The 18,327-nt window shown below is 71.3% G+C and carries 18 protein-coding genes; 5 read left to right on the top strand and 13 right to left on the bottom strand.

What is annotated here, in order from left to right; all coding sequences use genetic code 11:
• From kdpA to rsmD, 8 genes are all read right to left on the bottom strand, one after another.
• Positions 1 to 1,686 carry a potassium-transporting ATPase subunit KdpA gene (kdpA, locus tag LX12_RS00550; protein WP_253652566.1) on the bottom strand — a complete coding sequence of 562 codons (1,686 nt, stop codon included), beginning with the start codon at positions 1,684 to 1,686 and terminating at the stop codon, positions 1 to 3.
• A gap of 7 nt (positions 1,687 to 1,693) precedes the next feature.
• Positions 1,694 to 1,792: a potassium-transporting ATPase subunit F gene (locus tag LX12_RS22135; RefSeq protein WP_253652565.1), complete on the bottom strand. Its 99-nt coding sequence runs from the start codon at positions 1,790 to 1,792 to the stop codon at positions 1,694 to 1,696.
• A gap of 283 nt (positions 1,793 to 2,075) precedes the next feature.
• Positions 2,076 to 2,969: a bifunctional DNA-formamidopyrimidine glycosylase/DNA-(apurinic or apyrimidinic site) lyase gene (gene mutM / locus LX12_RS00540; protein ID WP_253652564.1), complete on the bottom strand. Its 894-nt coding sequence runs from the start codon at positions 2,967 to 2,969 to the stop codon at positions 2,076 to 2,078.
• Position 2,970: 1 nt separating this feature from the next.
• Complete coding sequence (gene rnc, locus LX12_RS00535; protein ID WP_253652563.1) at positions 2,971 to 3,753, bottom strand: ribonuclease III; 783 nt, start codon at positions 3,751 to 3,753, stop codon at positions 2,971 to 2,973.
• Complete coding sequence (locus LX12_RS00530; protein WP_253653117.1) at positions 3,750 to 4,331, bottom strand: YceD family protein; 582 nt, start codon at positions 4,329 to 4,331, stop codon at positions 3,750 to 3,752. Before LX12_RS00530 ends, rnc begins: the two co-directional genes overlap by 4 nt.
• Positions 4,332 to 4,450: 119 nt before the next feature.
• Positions 4,451 to 5,233, bottom strand: coding sequence for a DivIVA domain-containing protein (locus LX12_RS00525; protein ID WP_253652562.1), 783 nt, complete (start codon positions 5,231 to 5,233; stop codon positions 4,451 to 4,453).
• Positions 5,234 to 5,350: 117 nt separating this feature from the next.
• A complete protein-coding gene (gene coaD, locus LX12_RS00520) occupies positions 5,351 to 5,824 on the bottom strand; it encodes a pantetheine-phosphate adenylyltransferase (RefSeq protein ID WP_253652561.1) in 474 nt (157 codons plus the stop codon).
• 6 nt (positions 5,825 to 5,830) lie between these two features.
• Positions 5,831 to 6,388 (bottom strand): 16S rRNA (guanine(966)-N(2))-methyltransferase RsmD, encoded by a 558-nt coding sequence (gene rsmD, locus LX12_RS00515; RefSeq protein WP_253652560.1) that lies wholly within the window; start codon positions 6,386 to 6,388, stop codon positions 5,831 to 5,833.
• Between the two features lie 167 nt (positions 6,389 to 6,555).
• Here rsmD and ectA point away from each other — a divergent pair, with 167 nt between their 5' ends.
• The 5 genes from ectA (at position 6,556) to LX12_RS00490 (ending at position 11,355) form a co-directional block, all read left to right on the top strand.
• On the top strand, positions 6,556 to 7,074 hold the full coding sequence (ectA, locus tag LX12_RS00510; RefSeq protein WP_253652559.1) for a diaminobutyrate acetyltransferase: 519 nt from the start codon (positions 6,556 to 6,558) through the stop codon (positions 7,072 to 7,074).
• A gap of 178 nt (positions 7,075 to 7,252) precedes the next feature.
• The gene (gene ectB / locus LX12_RS00505; protein WP_253652558.1) at positions 7,253 to 8,509 is read left to right on the top strand and encodes a diaminobutyrate--2-oxoglutarate transaminase; all 1,257 of its coding nucleotides are present in this window, start codon (positions 7,253 to 7,255) and stop codon (positions 8,507 to 8,509) included.
• A gap of 46 nt (positions 8,510 to 8,555) precedes the next feature.
• Positions 8,556 to 8,954 carry an ectoine synthase gene (locus LX12_RS00500; protein WP_253652557.1) on the top strand — a complete coding sequence of 133 codons (399 nt, stop codon included), beginning with the start codon at positions 8,556 to 8,558 and terminating at the stop codon, positions 8,952 to 8,954.
• Positions 8,955 to 8,967: 13 nt separating this feature from the next.
• Complete coding sequence (locus LX12_RS00495; protein ID WP_253652556.1) at positions 8,968 to 9,885, top strand: D-isomer specific 2-hydroxyacid dehydrogenase family protein; 918 nt, start codon at positions 8,968 to 8,970, stop codon at positions 9,883 to 9,885.
• Between the two features lie 489 nt (positions 9,886 to 10,374).
• Entirely contained in the window at positions 10,375 to 11,355 is a 981-nt protein-coding gene (locus tag LX12_RS00490; RefSeq protein ID WP_253652555.1) for a Sir2 family NAD-dependent protein deacetylase, read from the top strand.
• Here LX12_RS00490 and proB read toward each other — a convergent pair.
• The 5 genes from proB to LX12_RS00465 all read right to left on the bottom strand — a co-directional run bounded on the left by proB (position 11,308) and on the right by LX12_RS00465 (position 18,145).
• Positions 11,308 to 12,447 (bottom strand): glutamate 5-kinase, encoded by a 1,140-nt coding sequence (gene proB / locus LX12_RS00485; protein ID WP_253652554.1) that lies wholly within the window; start codon positions 12,445 to 12,447, stop codon positions 11,308 to 11,310. The two genes, LX12_RS00490 and proB, sit on opposite strands and share 48 nt — an antisense overlap.
• A complete protein-coding gene (gene obgE / locus LX12_RS00480; RefSeq protein WP_253652553.1) occupies positions 12,434 to 13,915 on the bottom strand; it encodes a GTPase ObgE in 1,482 nt (493 codons plus the stop codon). Before obgE ends, proB begins: the two co-directional genes overlap by 14 nt.
• A gap of 105 nt (positions 13,916 to 14,020) precedes the next feature.
• Positions 14,021 to 14,284, bottom strand: a complete 264-nt coding sequence (gene rpmA / locus LX12_RS00475; RefSeq protein ID WP_253652552.1) for a 50S ribosomal protein L27 — start codon at positions 14,282 to 14,284, stop codon at positions 14,021 to 14,023.
• Positions 14,285 to 14,320: 36 nt separating this feature from the next.
• Positions 14,321 to 14,632, bottom strand: coding sequence for a 50S ribosomal protein L21 (gene rplU, locus LX12_RS00470; RefSeq protein ID WP_253652551.1), 312 nt, complete (start codon positions 14,630 to 14,632; stop codon positions 14,321 to 14,323).
• Between the two features lie 270 nt (positions 14,633 to 14,902).
• A complete protein-coding gene (locus LX12_RS00465; protein WP_253652550.1) occupies positions 14,903 to 18,145 on the bottom strand; it encodes a translation initiation factor IF-2 N-terminal domain-containing protein in 3,243 nt (1,080 codons plus the stop codon).
• Positions 18,146 to 18,327: the final 182 nt, after the last annotated feature.

The raw sequence follows: 18,327 nt of genomic DNA, 5'->3' as shown, positions 1-18,327 counted from the left end.
TCACTGCATCGCCTCCGCGATCGGTCCCAGCGCGAGCGCGGGGAAGAAGGTGAGTCCGGCGACGAGCACCACGGTGCCGAAGAGCAGTCCGCCGAACAGGAGCCCGTGGGTGGGCAGGGTCGCCGTCGACGGCGGCGAGGGGCGCTGGCGCGCCAGCAGTCCGGCGAGCGCGAGCGTGAACACGATCGGCAGGAAGCGGCCCAGGAGCATCGCCACGGCCAGGGACGTCTGGAACCAGTCGCTGGTGACGGTGAGACCGCCGAACGCGCTGCCGTTGTTGTTGGCCGCGGAGGCGAAGGCGTACAGCACCTCCGAGTAGCCGTGCACCGATTGGGGCGACCCGGGGTCGCCGCTGTTGCCCTGGAACCCTGTCGTCGACGCGAGGGTCATCGTGATGCCCGTGCCGACTAGGACCAGCGCAGGCATGACCAGGATCGACAACGCCGCCATTGTGATCTCGCGCTGGCCGATCTTCTTGCCCAGGAACGTCGGTGTGCGACCGACGAGCAGCCCGCCGACGAACACGGCGATGACCGCGAGCACGAGGATGCCGTAGAGGCCGGTGCCGACACCGCCGGGCGCGACCTCCCCGAGCAGCATGTTCCAGATCAGCGCCCCACCACCGGCGGCCGAGAAGCTGTCGTGCTGGGAGTTCACCGCGCCGGTCGACGTGCCGGTGGTGGCGACGGCGTAGAGCACCGATGCCGGGATGCCGAACCGCTGCTCCTTGCCCTCCATCATCGCGCCGGCCGCACGGGCGGCGACGCCGGTGGTGTGCTCCTCGAAAGACGCGGTGATCGCGAAGATCACGACGAGCAGAGCCGTCATGACGCCGAGGATGGTCAGACCCTGACGGCGGTCCTGCACCAGCGTCGAGTAGGTGCGCGTCAGGCAGATCGGGATGAGGAGGATGGCGATGATCTGCGCGATGTTGCTCAGCGGCGTCGGGTTCTCGAAGGGGTGCGCACTGTTCGTGGCCAGCGATCCACCGCCGTTGGTCCCGAGTTCCTTGATGGCCTCCTGGGACGCGAAGGGCCCCACCACCGCGTGTCCCTGCGACCCGTCGAGGTTGGTGAAGTCGAAGCCGGAGTGGAACGACTGGACCACACCCTGGGTGAGGAACAGGACGGCGAACAGCACCGAGAGCGGCAGCAGGATGCGCAGGGTCGCGCGGACGAGGTCGACCCAGAAGTTGCCGAGCTCGTCCCCTCCGGTCTTCGCGACGATCCCGCGGATGAGTGCGACAGCGACGGCGATGCCGACGGCCGCGGAGAGGAAGTTCTGCACGGCGAGCCCGCCGGCCTGCACGAGGTTCCCCATCACGGCCTCGGGGCTGTAGGACTGCCAGTTGGTGTTCGTGACGAACGAGACGGCGGTGTTGAACGCCATCGCACTCGGCACGTCCGGGCGTCCGCCCGACATCGGCAGGACGGCCTGGAGTCGTTGCAGCGCATAGAGGAACAGCACGCCGACGAGCGAGAACCCGAGGACCGCGGCGGTGTAGCCGACCCAGGTCTGCGGTCGCGAGGCGTCCACGCGGACGACGCGGTACAGCACCTTCTCCACGCGCAGGTGTCGCGGCGAGGTGAGGACACGGGCCATGTAATCGCCCAGCGGCACGTAGGCCAGGGCGAGGATCAGGACCACCACCCCGACCTGGAGGGTGGCGGCGAGTGCGGGATTCACAGCGGTGTCAGAACCTCTCCGGGAACACGAGGGCGGCGACGAGGTAGAGCACTAGGGCCGCGGCGACGACGAGCACCACGACGGTGATGGTGCCGGTGAGGGTCACCGCGACACCCGGGACGCCACGGCCCGCAGGGTCAGCGCGCACAGCGCGAAGAGCACGAGGATCGTTGCCACGAAGGCGAAATCCGCCACGTCGGTCACTCCTGGGGACAGGGCCACCCGGGGCGGGCGGCTCGCATCGGCGATGCTGCCGGTCCGAGTGGGCCGTCACCGCGCCGTTAACGCGCTTTCGACGCCGTGACCTGGGTTCTTGACGAGATCTTCACGGGCGGTGAGACGCCGCGCACGCTATCCTTCGCCAGGCGAACGAGTGCTCGGGTGTGCGATCAGGCGCCGCGCGGACGGATCTGGCACCGCGGGCAGCTGAACGAGCTGCGGTTCATGAACTGCTCACGCCGGATCGGGGTTCCGCACCGGGGACACGGCTGACCCTCGCGGCCGTACGCGTCCAGTGAGCGGTCGAAGTAGCCCGAGGCGCCGTTGACGTTCACGTAGAGCGCGTCGAACGACGTGCCGCCCTGCGCCAGCGCCTGCTCCATCACCTCGCGTGCGGCGTCGAGCAGACGGCCCAGCACCCGGGGACCGAGGGCGTCGGTCATCCGCGCGCCGTGGATCCTGCTGCGCCACAGGGACTCGTCGGCGTAGATGTTGCCGACACCGCTGACGACGGTCTGGTCGAGCAGGGCGCGCTTGATCTCGGTGTGTTTGCCGCGCCACGTCGTAACGACCTGTCGTCGGTCGAAGGCGGGGTCGAACGGGTCGCGGGCGATGTGCGCGATCGATGCGGGCACGGTGTCGGTGCCACCGTCGGCCGGTGCGACGAGTTCGTCGAGGAACCAACCCCCGAAGGTCCGCTGGTCGACGAATCGCAGTTCGCGACCGTCGTCGAGGCCGACGCGGATGTGCAGGTGCTTCGGGTCGGGCGTCTCGGGGTCGGTGACGAGCATCTGGCCGCTCATGCCGAGGTGGACGACCACGGCCATGTCGCCGGGTGCGTCTGCGGACGTCGCCGCGTCGGCGACGTCGAGCCAGAGATACTTGCCACGTCGACGCGCGGCGACGATCCGGGTGCCGGTGAGGGCGTCGGCGAGGTCGGTCGCGCCGGCGAGGTGCCGTCGCACCGCCCGCGGATGACCGATCGCGACGGACTCGACCACGTGCCCGACGACGTGCGCGTCGAGCCCACGCCGGACCACCTCGACCTCGGGGAGCTCGGGCACCTCAGGCGGGAGGCGCGGGGAAGTCGCCCGTGGCGACGGCCGGCGTGGCCGGGGCGGCGTCGGCGGTCAACGTGGCGTAGGCCGCCGCGGCCGCCTTCTGTTCGGCTTCCTTCTTCGTCCGACCCGAGCCCTCGCCGTGGCCCTCGCCCCCGACTACGGCGACCGCCGAGAACACCTTGTCGTGGTCGGGTCCGGTCGAGGTGATGCGGTACGACGGCACGCCGAGTCCGCGCGCCGCGGTCAGCTCCTGCAGCGAGGTCTTCCAGTCCAGCCCGGCGCCGGCGACCGCGGCGCGGCCCAGGGACTCGGCGAACAACGCGCGGACGACCCTGCGGGCGACCTCGAAGCCGTGGTCGAGGTAGACCGCGCCGAGGATCGACTCCATGCCGTCGGCGAGGATGCTCGCCTTGTCCCGACCACCGGTCATCTCCTCACCCCGACCGAGCAGGATGTGACGGCCGAGGCCGCCCTCCCCCAGCCCACGGGCGATGTCGGCGAGGGCGTACATGTTGACCACGCTCGCCCGGATCTTGGCGAGCTCACCCTCGGGCCGCTCGGGGTGGTCGAGGTAGAGCTGCTCGGTCACCACGACCCCGAGCACCGAGTCCCCGAGGAACTCGAGCCGCTCGTTGGTGGGCAGGCCGCCGTTCTCGTAGGCGTACGAGCGGTGGGTGAGCGCGAGCACCAGCAGGTCGGGCGCGATGGTCACGTCGAGGGCCGCGAGCAACGGCGCCGGGTCCGCGATGAGCGCCGGCGAGCCCGTGCGACCGTCGACGTCGGTCATCGACCGCTCCCCGGCCCGTCCCCCGCCGTGTCGTCCCCCGTCTCGCCGGGGCCGTCGGCGGTCGCGAGGTCCTTGAGCGCGGCCCAGCGCGGGTCGATGACCTCGTGGCCGTGGTCGGGGCCGGCGGCGTCGAGGCGGACGCCGCACTCCGAGCACAGGCCGGCGCAGTCGGGCCGACACAACGGCGCCATCGGCAGGTCGAGGGCGACGGCGTCGATGACGGCCTGCTCGAGGTCGATGTGGTCGTCGCTGATGCGGTGGATGTCGTCGGCGTCCGACGTCTGGTCGGTGGTGCTGTCGGGGTAGGCGTAGAGCTCGGTGAGGAACACCGTCACCGTCCCGCCGAGCGGCTCCAGGCACCGTGCGCACTGCCCCGCGGTCTCACCGCTCACCGTGCCGGTGACGAGGACACCCTCGGTCACGGCCTCGAGCTTCAGGTCGAGGTCGATGTCGCTCTCGGCGGGGATCCCGATCAGATCGAGCCCGATGGCGTGGTCACAGGACACCGTGCGGTGCACCTGGGTCATCGTCCCGGCGCGCCGTCCGAGGGACCGGATGTCGAGGACGAAGGGGGACATCGTCGAACTGGTTCGCTGGTCGGACACGCGCGAAACGATACGTGAACTCGCGGGGTCATCCCACCCGTCACACGCCCGGCATCACCGACAGGACGAGACGCGTCCGGTCGGGCCGTCGCTCAGACGGCGACGCCGTGCGGGTACTCGCGATCGTGCAGGTCCACGGCGTGGTCGGCGTAGTCGTGGACGCCGGCGCCGGTACGCAGCTGCTGCCGACCGCGGCTCACCGACCGCATCGTGGTGGTGAGCACCTCCTCGAAGTCGGCGAGCTTGTTGTCGACGTAGACGTCGCACTCGCCGCGCAGACGGTCGGACTCGGCGTGGGCGGCGTCGATGATGCGGTCGGCCTCGGACTTCGCGGCCGCGACGACCTCGGTCTCGGAGACCAGTCGCTGCTGCTCGGCGATGCCCTCGGCGACGGACTTCTCGTAGGAGGCGTTGCCCGACTCGATCATGCGGGCGGCCTCGGCGCGGGCGCGCCCGGTGACCGCCTCGAACTCGCGGGCGGCGCCGGCGGCGGTCCGCTTGGCCTCCTCGGTGGCGTCGGCCATCAGGTCGGTGGCGTGCGCCTGCGCCTCGGCGACCATGCGGTCGGCGTGCGACTTCGCCTCGGACAGGATGCGGTCGGCCTCGGCGCGGGCGTGCGACACCATCGCGTCGGCCTGCGACGTCGCCTCGGCGACGGTGGTGTCGGCGTGCTCACGGGCGTCGCCGACGAGCTTGTCGCGCTGGTCGAGCACGTCCTGCGCGTCGTCGAGTTCGGCGGGGATGGCGTCCTTGACGTCGTCGAGGAGCTCGAGCACGTCACCCCGTGGGACGACGCATCCCGCCGTCATCGGGACGCCGCGCGCCTCCTCGACGATGGCGCCCAGTTCGTCCAGAGCTTCGAACACGCGGTACACGGCTACCTCACTTCGTCCGGGCTGTCGACGCACCACCCGCGATGGGATTGGTGGTGTCTGTGTGAACAGTGTGCCGTCTGTGACTCGAGTTTCGCGGGAGGCGGCGGGGTGTGTCGGTCAGCGCAGCGTGTCGGCGATGGCTGCCGCGACCGGCGCGGGGACATACGGGCTCACGTCGCCGCCCAGGCGGGCGACCTCCTTCACCAGCGAGCTGGACACGTGGGCGTGCCGGGGGTCGCCGAGGAGGAACAGCGTCTCGACACCGGCGAGCTCGCGGTTCATCTGGGCCATCGGGGTCTCGTACTGGAAGTCGACGGGCCCGCGCAGACCCTTGACCATCGTGGTCAGGCCGCGCCGGGTCAGGTAGTCGACGAGCAGACCCTCGCAGGAGTCGACGCGCACGCCCGGCAGGTGTGCCGTGCACTCCTCGATGAGCGCGACGCGCCGGTCGACGTCGAACATCCCCTTCTTCGACGGGTTCACCGTGACCAGCACGACGACCTCGTCGAAGCGCTCGACGCAGCGCTCCACGACGAACAGATGGCCGCTGGTGATCGGGTCGAACGAACCGGGACACACCGCTGTCGTCATGGCCGATCACGCTAGCAGCGCGAACTCCACGCGGGTGTCGCCGTAGCGGCGGTCGCCGTCGCCGTCCAGACCGTCCGGCCACGTCGTTGCGGGCGAGCGCGCAGACCTCTCCACCACCACGGTCGCCCGCGGGGCCAGCCAGCCGTTCTCGACCAGACGCGCCGCGTGGCCATCGACCACCTCGGCGGGCAGGTCGTACGGCGGGTCGCAGAACACGAGGTCGAACGGGTCGCCGGCCGCGGCCTGCAGGAAGGCGTCGGCCCGTCGCCGCACCACGGTCACGACGTCGGGGCCGGCACCCACGATGCGGGCGTTGGCGCGGATGACGGCCACCGCCTTCGCGTCGGAGTCGACGAGGGTCGCGTGGCCCGCCCCGCGCGACACCGCCTCGAGGGCGAGCGCCCCGGAACCCGCATAGAGGTCGAGCACCCGCACTCCGTCGAGGTCCATCCGGGTCTCGAGCATCGCGAACAGCGACTCGCGCACCCGGTCGGTCGTGGGTCGCGTGCCGGCCGGCGGCGCGGTGACCAGACGCCCGCCCGCGACCCCCGCGATGATCCTCATGCCGCGATTCTTCCCCGCCACGATCCCGTCGTCGCAGGTGGCGTCGGGTGTGCGCCGTGACAGGGCTCACACGGACCCCATATACTGCCCCTTTACCGAGAGGGCAGCCGCCTTCTCCCCCAGCTCGGGTGACATCGCTGTGACCCGTTGTTAACTTTGCTGGTGCCATGCCAACCGCACAGATGGGCGCCTCAGTGACCACGACACCGGAAGTCACGTTTCGCCTCCCCGACGTCTCCGACGGGGTGCGGCTGTGGGAGATCGCCCGTGACTCGAAGGTCCTGGACCTGAACTCGAGTTACGCCTACGTGCTGTGGTGCCAGGACTACGCACGCACCACGGTGGTCGCCGAGGTCGACGGCCGGGTGGTGGGTTTCGTCACCGGGTACGTCCGTCCGCAGGCTCCCGACACCGTCATGGTGTGGCAGGTCGCCGTCGACGCCGACCAGCGCGGCCTCGGCTTGGCCGGCCGCATGCTGAACGCACTGATGGACCGCGTCGAAGAGGACGCGATCACCCGCATGCAGACCACGATCAGCCCGGACAACGAGGCATCGCAGGCGCTGTTCACCTCGTTCGCCGAGAAGCGTGGCATGACCATCACCCGCCGCGACTACTTCGCGCCGGAGGACTTCCCGGACTCCCACGAGCCCGAGGACCTCTACACCATCGCGCCCCGCGGCTGAGGCCCACGGTGACCGCGTCCGTCCCCTGCAGTACGGACGCGCAGACCCCCGCGCATCGCGTCACGCGTGCGCGGACACCTCTGTCCCGCCAGGTCCCGCGAGCGCAGGCGCTCGGGAATGTGGTGGATGCGCGATCAGTTCTGATGCCCGAGTCCCGAACCCCGAGTGAGGAACCCCGATGAGCTTTCCCGACGACATCTTCGCCGACCGTGAGTCCGAGGTCCGCAGCTACAGCCGAGGCTGGCCCGCTGTGTTCGACACGGCCTCGGGGTCGTGGTTGACCGACCGCGAGGGCACGCGATACCTCGACTTCTTCGCCGGGGCGGGTGCGCTCAACTACGGGCACAACCATCCGGTGCTCAAGGAAGCCCTCCTCGAGTACATGTCGCGCGACGGGATCACCCACGGCCTCGACATGATGACCGTCGCCAAGGGCGAGTTCCTGCAGAGCTTCACCGACAAGATCCTCACGCCGCGAGGTCTGGACTACAAGGTGATGTTCCCCGGTCCGACGGGCACCAACACGGTCGAGGCGGCGCTCAAGCTCGCGCGCAAGGTGACCGGCCGCGAGGCGATCATGAACTTCACCAACGGGTTCCACGGCATGACGCTCGGCGCCCTGTCGGTCACCGGCAACTCGATGAAGCGCGCCGGCGCGGGCATCCCGTTGGTGCACACCACCCCGATGCCCTTCGACGACTACTTCGACGGCTGCGTCGAGGACTTCGGCTGGATGGAGCGGATCCTCACCGACTCGGGCAGTGGCTTCAACAAGCCGGCCGGCGTCATCGTCGAGACCGTGCAGGGTGAGGGCGGCGTCAACGTCGCCCGCGCCGAGTGGTTGCGCGGCCTGGCCGACCTGTGCCAGCGCCACGGGATCCTGCTGATCATCGACGACGTCCAGATGGGCGTCGGACGCACCGGCCCGTTCTTCTCGTTCGAGATCGCCGGGATCACCCCCGACATCGTGACGCTGTCGAAGTCGATCGGCGGCTATGGACTGCCGATGGCTCTGACGCTGTTCAAGCGTGAACACGACATCTGGGGCCCGGCCGAGCACAACGGCACGTTCCGCGGCAACAACCCCGCGTTCGTCACCGCGAAGACCGCGGTCGACCACTTCTGGGGCGACGACACGTTCGAGAAGGAGACCATCCGCAAGGGCCAGAAGATCCACGACGTCTTCGCCCGACTCGCCGACGAGCACGAGGGCGTGTCGACCCGTGGTCGCGGCATGGCCCAGGGCCTCGTGTTCGACACGCCCGAGCACGCCGGCAAGGTCTGTCAGCTCGCCTTCGACCGGCACCTGCTCGCCGAGACGTCGGGTCCGGAGGACCAGGTTGTGAAGCTGCTGCCGCCGCTGACCATCACCGACGACGAACTCGACCAGGGCCTCGACATCCTCGCCGAGGCGACCGCCCAGGTCGTCTCCTAGCGATCCGTCCGCACGTCCCCCACCACCGACACGACAGGAGTTCGCCTTGATCGTCCGCACCCTCGACGAGATCACCGACACCGACCGCGACATCGTTGCCGAGAACGGCAACTGGCGGTCCAAGCGGATCATCCTGGGCGGTGACAAGGTCGGGTTCTCCTACCACGAGACGGTCATCAAGGCGGGTACGGAGAACGAGTTCCACTACGCCAACCACATCGAGGCCGTCTGGCTGATCTCGGGGACCGGTCGCCTGCTCGACCGGGAGACCGGCGAGGAGTACCCCCTCGGCCCGGGCACGATGTACCTGCTCGACAAGCACGACCGCCACACCGTCTTCGCCGACACCGAGCTGCGCATGTACTGCGTGTTCAACCCGCCCGTCGTCGGCAACGAGACGCACGACGAGAACGGCGTCTACCCGCTGGTCACGGTCGACGACTGATCGCGGCGGCCGCGTGAGCACCGACGGGACCCGCGTCGCGATCGCGCCCGAGGTCGACGAGCACATCGCCGCGGCCGTCTCCGGCGCCGGTGGTCGCCTCGTCGACCTCGACGACGCCGAGGTGCTGGTGTGGCTCGGCGGACACGAGGACTTCCCGCCTCTGCCCGACTCGGTCCGGTGGGTGGCGTTGCGTCTGGCCGGGATCGAGGCGTTCATCGACGCCGGGATCATCGACGACGCCCGCGTGTGGACGAACGCGTCGGGCTTCTACGCCGAGAACGTCGCCGAACACGCTCTGGCGCTGCTGCTGGCCGGTCTGCGCCGCGTCCCCGAGGCCGTCCGCGACGGCTGGGACAAAGAGCCCATCGACACCGCGGTCCGCTCCCTGCACGGGTCGACCGTCGGCATCCTCGGGGCGGGTGGGATCGCGCGGTCCCTCATCCCGCGTCTGCGTGCGTGCGGCGCGCAGGTGGTGGCGGTGAACCGCTCGGGTCGGCCCGTGGACGGCGCCGCGCAGACGCTTCCCGCCGACAGGCTCGCCGAGGTGTGGGGCCGGGTCGACCACGTCGTCGTCGCTGCGCCGTCGACGGCGGAGACGCGACACATGGTCGGCGTCGCGGCGCTGGCGGCCCTGCCGACGCACGCGTGGGTGGTCAACGTCGCCCGCGGGACGCTCGTCGATCAGGCGGCCCTGCTCGACGCCGTCCGATCGGGCTCGATCGCCGGCGCCGCCCTCGACGTCACCGACCCCGAACCGCCGTCACCCGACGACCCCATCCTGCACGACCCGAGGATCATCGTGACCCCGCACGTCGCCAACCCGTCGTCCGGGCTGACGCGGACCCTCGCACCGTGGATCGCCGAGAACCTGCGTCGCTTCCGCTCCGGTGCGGAGATGCTGTCGACGGTCGGCCCGGACAGTCGCTACTGACGCCCTCGCCGTCCTGCATGACGGCGACGATGTGGTCGAGCGCTCGACCGTGCGCGCAGTCCGCGTGCGGATCGGTGTGTGCCCGGTCGTGGGCGTCGAAGTGGGAGTTCGTCGAGCAGCCCGGCCGGAACCTGCCGCCCGGGTCGTGGATCACCACCAGCGGCGGGCGGATGTCGGCGGACGACACGGGTACACCGCGTCGTCGCCAGTCCCCGTCCAGGGAGTCGTTCTCGCGGGCGGCATCGCCCAGGACCGCGGGATCGACCCGCCCGACCCACCACGTCCGGTCGTGGGACCGATACGCGGCGACGGTCGCGTTCTTCGTTCTGCGCACTGCACTCTTCTCGTGGACACCCCGTCCCGGATACAGCAGATCACCTTCGCCCCCACGACAGCGAATCCCCTGGCGATCCACTGTGGTGATTCCCCCATTCGAGCTACACAAACACGGACACACCGCGCGTCGTGGTGCTCGGTACCCTGGAGACGATGCGCACACGCCTGCAGGTCGCCTGGACCCCGGGTGATCCGACGCCCGTCGACGAGGACCTCGACGCACGCGTCGACCAGGCACACGGTCTCCTCACGGGTCGTCGTGCGGTCGTGCTCACCGGCGCCGGCATATCGACCGACTCCGGCATCCCGGACTACCGCAGCCCCGGCGCGGCCCCCCGGACCCCGATGACGATCGACGCGTTCCTCGCCTCGGCGGACTTCCGTCGGCACTACTGGGCGCGCAACCACCTCGGGTGGCGTCACCTCGACGCCGCCACGCCGAACGCCGGCCACCGTGCCGTCGCGACCCTGCAGCGCCACGGGCTCGTCCGCGGTGTCATCACCCAGAACATCGACATGTTGCACACCAAGGCCGGGTCCCGACCGGTGCTGGAGTTGCACGGGTGCTACGGCCGCGTCTGCTGCCTCGACTGCGGCTGGCAGATCTCGCGGCACGGTCTGGCGCAGGTGCTCGACCCCCTCAACGTCGCGTTCACCGAGCGCGTGCGGTCCAGGGGTGCGCTCGACGTCGCACCCGACGCCGATGTCGTCGTCGACGACACCCGCGACTTCCACATGATCGACTGCCCCGCCTGCGGCGGCCCGCTCAAGCCGGCCATCGTCTACTTCGGCGAGAGCGTGCCGCGTCCCGTCGTCGCCGACGCGTACGCGATGGTCGACGCCGCCGAGGCCCTCCTCGTCCTGGGGTCGAGCCTGACCGTGATGTCGGGGCTGCGCTTCGTCCGGCACGCCCGGCGGCGCGGCATCCCCGTCGTCATCGTCAACCGCGGGGCCACCCGCGGGGACGACTGCGCGACGCTCAAGATCGACCACCGGTGCGCCGACGTCCTCGAGCGCCTCGTGGCCCGGGTCGAGGCCGACGCACCGACTGCGTCAGCGCGCGGCGACGATGGCGCACCGACTCCGTCAGCGCGCGGCGACGAGGTCGTCGGCGTGCACCACCGCGCGTCGTAACCCCTCCGGCAGCGACGACGTCGAGCGGCCGACCATCTGACCGACCTCGTCGGCGTCGTAGGCGGTGACGCCGCGGGCGCGCAGCGCACCGTCGGTGCCCACGATCTCCACGACGTCGCCCGCCCCGAACGTCCCGTCGACGGCCACGACACCCGCCGGCAACAACGACGCCCGCCGCGCGATGGCCGCGGCCGCGCCGTCGTCGACGGTGAGCCGTCCGCGGGTCTCGGCGGCGTGCCGCACCCAGAACCGCCGCGCGCTCATCCGAGCCGGACGGGCGGCGAAGGCGGTCCCGACGTCGGCGGAACCCAGTGCGGCCGCGGCGCTCTCGGCCGCGGCCAGCAACACCGGCACCCCGGCGTCCGCTGCGAGTCGGGCCGCGGACAGCTTCGACGCCATGCCGCCGGTGCCGAGCGCTCCCCCCGACCCGGCGACCACGCCGTCGAGGTCCTCCGGGCCGCCGACCTCCCGGATCAGGGTTGCCCCACCCTTGCGGGGATCACCGTCGTAGAGGCCGTCGACGTCGGACAGCAGCACCAGTGCCTGCGCGCCGGCCAGGTGCGCGACCAGGGCGGCCAGACGGTCGTTGTCGCCGAAGCGGATCTCGTCGGTGGCGACGGTGTCGTTCTCGTTGACCACCGCGACCGCACCCAGCGACCGCAGGCGGTCGAGGGTGCGCTGGGCGTTGGCGTGGTGCGAGCGGCGGGAGATGTCGTGGGCGGTCAGCAGGACCTGCCCCACCGTCCGACCGTGCCGCGCGAACGACGTCCCCCAGGCGTGCGCCAGTGCGAGTTGCCCCACGCTCGCCGCCGCCTGCTTGGTGGCGAGATCGGTGGGGCGTCGTCGCAGACCCAGCGGGGCGAGTCCCGCACCGATCGCCCCGGAGGACACGACGATGACGTCGGTGCCGGCGGCCATCCGCGACTCGAGGGCGTCGGCGAGCCGGTCGAGGCGGTCGACGGCGAGACCGGCATGCAGGTCGGTCAGCGCCGACGACCCGATCTTGACGACGATGCTGCGCGCACCGGCGATCTCCCGACGGACGGTCGAGATCGCCGGCTCGTGGCCGGTCGTCGCGTCAGTCGTCCCCATCGGCGTCCCCGACGTCGTCGGACAGGTCGTCGGCGTGGTGGCGGCGCGCCTTGCGGGCGATCTTGCGGTCGGCGGCGCCGACGCGGTCGGTGCGGTCCAGGCGTATGTCGGTGCCGCGCCCCGTGATCGGAACGGCGTCGCCGCTGGGCAGCGTCGGCTCCCAGTCGAAGGTGACGTCACCGATGGTCACCGGAGCACCCGGCTCGGCACCCTGGCGGACGAGTTCGTCCTCGACCCCCAGTCGGTTGAGGCGATCGGCGAGGTACCCGACGGCCTCGTCGTTGTCGAAGGCGGTCTGCTTGATCCATCGTTCCGGCCGGGTCCCGCGGACGATGAAGCCGCCCGGCGTGGCCGGGTCCGGCACGACCGAGAACCCGGACTCGTCGACCGCGACGGGACGGATGACCGGGCGCCGCGCGACGGGTGCCGGTGTGGCCGCGCGGTGCTCGGCGACCTTCTCCGCCAACGCGAACCGCAACCGGTCGAGCCCGACGTGGCCCACCGCGGAGATCGTGAACACAGGCCAGCCGCGCTCCTCCAGGTCGGGGGTGACCATCTCGGCCAGATCTGCCGCCTCCGGGACGTCGATCTTGTTCAGGATGACGACCCGCGGTCGGTCGGCCAGATCCTGCAGGCCGTGGTCGGCCGAGAGCGCCGGGGTGTAGGCCGCGAGCTCGGCCTCGAGGGCGTCGATGTCGGAGATCGGGTCGCGGCCCGGCTCGAGCGTGGCGCAGTCGACCACGTGGGCGAGCACCGCGCAGCGTTCGAGGTGGCGCAGGAAGTCGAGCCCGAGGCCGCGGCCCTGCGAGGCGCCGGGGATCAGACCGGGGACGTCGGCGATGGTGAACACACGCGCACCCGCGGTGACAACACCGAGGTTGGGCGCGAGCGTGGTGAACGGGTAGTCGGCGATCTTCGGCTTGGCCGCGGACAGCACCGAGACCAGCGACGACTTGCCCGCCGACGGGAACCCGACCAGGCCGACGTCCGCGACGGACTTCAGCTCGAGGACGAGCTCGCGGGTCTCCCCCTCCTCACCGAGCAGGGCGAACCCGGGCGCCTTGCGCGCCTTGGACGCGAGTGCGGCGTTGCCCAGTCCCCCGCGACCACCCTTCGCCGCAACGAACTCCGCTCCGGCCCCGACGAGGTCGGCCAGGATGCGGCCGCGCTCGTCCAGGACGACGGTGCCGTCGGGGACGGGCAGCACCAGCGACTCGCCGTGGCCGCCGTCGCGGTTCGAGCCGGCGCCGGGCTTGCCGTTCTGGCCGCGCGCGTGCGGACGGAAGTGGAAGTCGAGCAGCGTGTGCACCTGCGGGTCCACCCGCAGGATCACGTCTCCGCCGTTGCCGCCGTTGCCCCCGTCGGGGCCGCCGAGCGGCTTGAACTTCTCACGGTGGACCGACGAGCACCCGTGGCCGCCGTTGCCCGCCGCGGCGTGGATCGTCACGCGGTCGACGAATCGCGACATGCTGGGTCCTCTGTGCCGGGGGTGGTCGGGAGAAAAACCAGGGGCGGGCAGGGTCTCGAGGACCTGCCCGCCCCTGGTGGACGTGCGTCGTACGACGCCGCGCGGTCAGGCCTGCGCGGGCGCCGGGACGATGTTGACGGTCTTGCGACCGCGCTTGGTGCCGAAGGCGACCTCACCGGTCTCCAGGGCGAAGAGGGTGTCGTCGCCGCCGCGGCCGACGTTCACGCCGGGGTGGAAGTGGGTGCCGCGCTGGCGGACCAGGATCTCGCCGGCGTTGACCTGCTGGCCGCCGAACCGCTTCACGCCGAGGCGCTGGGCGTTGGAATCACGACCGTTGCGCGAGCTGGACGCGCCCTTCTTGTGTGCCATGTCGTCGGTCCTCTCGAGACGTCGGGGTTCGGTGGGCTACTTGATGCCGGTGACCTTGAGCACCGTCAGACGCTGACGGTGGCCCTGGCGCTTGTGGTAGCCGGTCTTGTTCTTGAACTTGTGGATCCGGATCTTCGGGCCCTTGACGTGCTCGACGACCTCACCGGTGACCGACGCCGTGGCCAGAGCGTCGGCGTCGGTGGTCAGCGACGCACCGTCGACCAGGAGCGCCACGGGGAGCGAGACGGTGTCGCCGACGGCGCCCTCGATCTTCTCGACCTTGACCAGGTCGCCCTCGGCGACCTTGTACTGCTTCCCGCCGGTCTTGACGATCGCGTACGTTGCCATCGCGACAACTCACCTTCTCACTGTCGTGTTCGTTCGCCCGCGCGGGTGCGCCGGCATCGTGCATGTCGGGGTACGTCCACCCCGGGCCTGCGCTCGCGCGCGACGACCGGGGTGGTCGGTGATGCCTCGGTCCGGCGGGGCGCCGCAGCGGCAGGTTCCGCACAGCACCGTCCGACTCGCGTCGAGGCGACCTGTCGAGGTTACGGGAGTGCCGACGACCGGGTCAAACCGCGACCCGCTGGGACGACACGCTCCCCGACGTCGCCGCGGTCACTCGTCGACGGGCGGTCCCGCGGGCCGACCCGCGGCCCGCCGACGGGCCGTGCGGCGCACCGCCACCACGGGGGTGTCGGACGACGGCTGCGTGGCCACCGTGGTGGTCGGCGTGTGCGCGACCTCGACTGCCAGTGCGTCCGCCGTCCCGGCAACGGGCTCCGACCCGCCGACCGGTGCCGCGGCCGGACGACGCGCGGCGCGGCGACGGCGCTTGGGAGCCGCCTCGGCCGGCTCGCCCGCCACACCGTCGGGTGCGGGGGCGTCGGATGCGAGCGCGTCGGATGTGGGGACGTCGGCTGCCGGGGTCTCGACCGGGGCGGTGTCCGCCTCGGCCGCTGCCGGCGCCTCGGTCGCGGGGGCCTCGACGACCGGTTCGGGCGCCGACACCTCGCGGGCGGTCTCGGTCTCGGTCTCGGCCGAGGTCGCCTCCTCGGTGGTCGTGCCGTCCGCAGCCGCGCCGTCGGAACCGTGACCGGCCATCGCCTTGAACATCGGGTGCTCGGCGGGCTTCGCCGCCTTCGCCGACTCCGACTGCTCCGACGACCCGCCGTCGGACTTCTTGCGCCCCGACCGGCGTGACCGCTTGCCGCCCGATTCCTTGCCCGAGTCGTCGCCGCCGGCGCCGGTCACCTCGACCGGGTTCGCGTGGACGACGATCCCGCGACCGTTGCAGCACGTGCACGGCGACGAGAACGCCTCGAGCAGCCCGGTACCGAGTCGCTTGCGCGTCATCTGCACCAGGCCCAGCGACGTGACCTCGGACACCTGGTGGCGGGTGCGGTCACGGGAGAGCGCCTCGGTCAGACGCCGCAGGACCAGGTCGCGGTTGGACTCGAGGACCATGTCGATGAAGTCGACGATGATCATCCCGCCGATGTCCCGCAGACGCATCTGCCGGACGATCTCCTCGGCGGCCTCGAGGTTGTTGCGGGTCACCGTCTCCTCGAGGTTGCCCCCGGAGCCGGTGAACTTCCCGGTGTTGACGTCGACGACGGTCATCGCCTCGGTGTGCTCGATGATGAGCGTCCCGCCCGACGGCAGCCAGACCTTGCGCTCCAGCGCCTTCGCGAGCTGCTCGTCGATGCGGTGCACGCTGAAGGCGTCGGGGGCGTCGGCGTGCGGCTTCTCGAACCGGCTGAGGCGGTCGACGAGATCCGGCGCCACCGACTGCACGTACCCGTGGACCTGCTCCCACGCGCCGTCGCCGTCGACGACGAGCGTCGAGAAGTCCTCGTTGAACAGGTCGCGTACGACCTTCACCAGCAGGTCGGGCTCGGAGTAGAGCACCTTCGGCGACGACGAGCCGGAGCCCTTGCCGCCCTTGCCCGTCGCGGACGCCGCGGCGGACTCGATGCTCTCCCACTGCGCCTTGAGCCGCTCGATGTCGGCCGCGAGGTCCTCTTCGCTGACCCCCTCGGAGGCGGTGCGGATGATCACGCCGGCGTCGGCGGGGACCACCTTGCCGAGGATCTGCTTGAGTCGCTTGCGCTCGGTGTCGGGCAGCTTGCGCGAGATGCCGGTCGACGATCCGCCCGGCACGTAGACCAGGTAGCGGCCGGCCAGCGAGATCTGCGTGGTGAGGCGCGCGCCCTTGTGACCGACCGGGTCCTTGCTCACCTGCACGACGACGGTGTCACCGGGCTTGAGGGCCTGTTCGATCTTGCGACTGCCGCCGTCCAGTCCCGCGGCGTCCCAGTTGACCTCGCCGGCGTAGAGGACGCCGTTGCGTCCGCGGCCGATGTCGACGAACGCCGCCTCCATCCCCGGCAGCACGTTCTGCACGCGGCCCAGGAAGATGTTGCCGACCATCGACGACGAGGTCGACGTCGTGACGAAGTGCTCGACCAGCACGCCGTCCTCGAGCACCGCCACCTGCGTGTAGTCCTCGGTCGGCGCGGCGTCGTCGGCACCGTCCGCGGCCAGGGTCGTGTTCGCCGACCGCTCGCGGACCACCATCACGCGGTCCACGGACTCGCGGCGGGCGAGGAACTCGGACTCGGTCAGGATCGGCGGGCGGCGTCGGCCCGCGTCCCGCCCGTCGCGTCGACGCTGCCGCTTGGCCTCGAGACGCGTCGACCCGGAGATGCCCTGCACCTCGTCGCGGTCGCGGGCGCGGGACTTGTTCCGCGGCTCCCGTTCGTGGACCACGGTGTTCGGCGGATCGTCCTCACCGGAGCCGTCCTCGGCGTCCCCGCCGCCCTTGCGGCGACGACGACGCCGCCGACGACGACTGCCCGACGAGGTGTCGTCGTCGGAGTCGTCGGAGGCGTCGTCGGACTCGGTGTCCCCGCCGTCCGTGTCCGCACCGTCCTTGTCCTTGGCGTCCTTGTCCTTGGCGTCCTTGCCGCTGGAGTCCTTGCCGCCCGAGTCCGTGTCACCGGACTTCTTCTCGGACTGGTCCTTCGTCGAGGATTCCTTGTCGGCGGCCTGCCCCGCGTCGGTGTCCCGGGCCGCGGCATCGTCGGACGCGTCACCCGACGAGTCACCGTCGTTCTGGTCGCCCCGGCCCCGACCACGGCCACGCCGTCCGCGACGACGCCGCCGGCCCCCACCGGAGCCGGAGTCGTCGTCACCGTCGGAGGAGTCGGCGCCGCTGTCGGGGGTACCGCCCCCGGCTCCGCTGTCGGTCGCCGTCTCCTCGCCGGATGCCGTACGGGTGTCGTCGGCCGGCGTTTCGGCGGACTCCTCCGGAGTCTTGTCGGCCGCGGGACGACGCCGACGGGCGCGACGGACCTCCTCGGGATCCGGCGGCGGGAGGAAGAGCGGTGAGACCCCGGTGTCGGCGGCGGCCGCCGGGGTGACCGCCTCCTCGGTGGTCGCGGCGGAGAAGAGCGACGGTGCGTCGTCGGCGGCAGGTGCCGCGGCGTCGCCGGCGGCAGGTGCCGCGGCGTCGCCGGCGGCAGGTGCCGCGGCGTCGTCGGCGGCAGGTGCCGCGGCGTCGCCGGACTCCGTGGTGTTGGCGGCACCTGTGGTGTCGGCGGCCGATGTCTCGGCGGGCACCTCGGCCGGGGTGTCGCCCGACCGCGCTGCCTGCGCGTCGCGGACGGCGACAGCAGCGCTGCGATCGATGCTGGACTGCGGGCTGCGGGCGCTGATGCCCAGCTCTGCGAGGTGCGCGAGCACCTCGCGACTGGTCAGCCCGATCATGCGCGCGAGGGCGTGCACCCTCATCTTGTGCGGGAACTCCTGCGCCGGGGACGCATCGGTGCGGTCGTCCGGCGTGCCTGTGTCGGCCACGTGTTTCTCCTCGACCCTCGGGCGCATCGTCGGACGCGGCCGCGCGAGGGTTCTGCTGTGTGTCGGTGCGCCCCGGGGCGACCGAGTATGTGTGGTCTCGCGTCGCAGGCGATCGGGGGTTGCTCCGGTCTCCGTGCGACACCTGGTGGTGGCGATGCCAGACCTGCCGACCCCGGGTGCCA

This window comes from Williamsia serinedens, assembly GCF_024171725.1.
GTDB classification, from domain to species: Bacteria; Actinomycetota; Actinomycetes; order Mycobacteriales; family Mycobacteriaceae; genus Williamsia_A; species Williamsia_A serinedens.
This window is presented reverse-complemented; position numbering and strand designations above follow the sequence as displayed.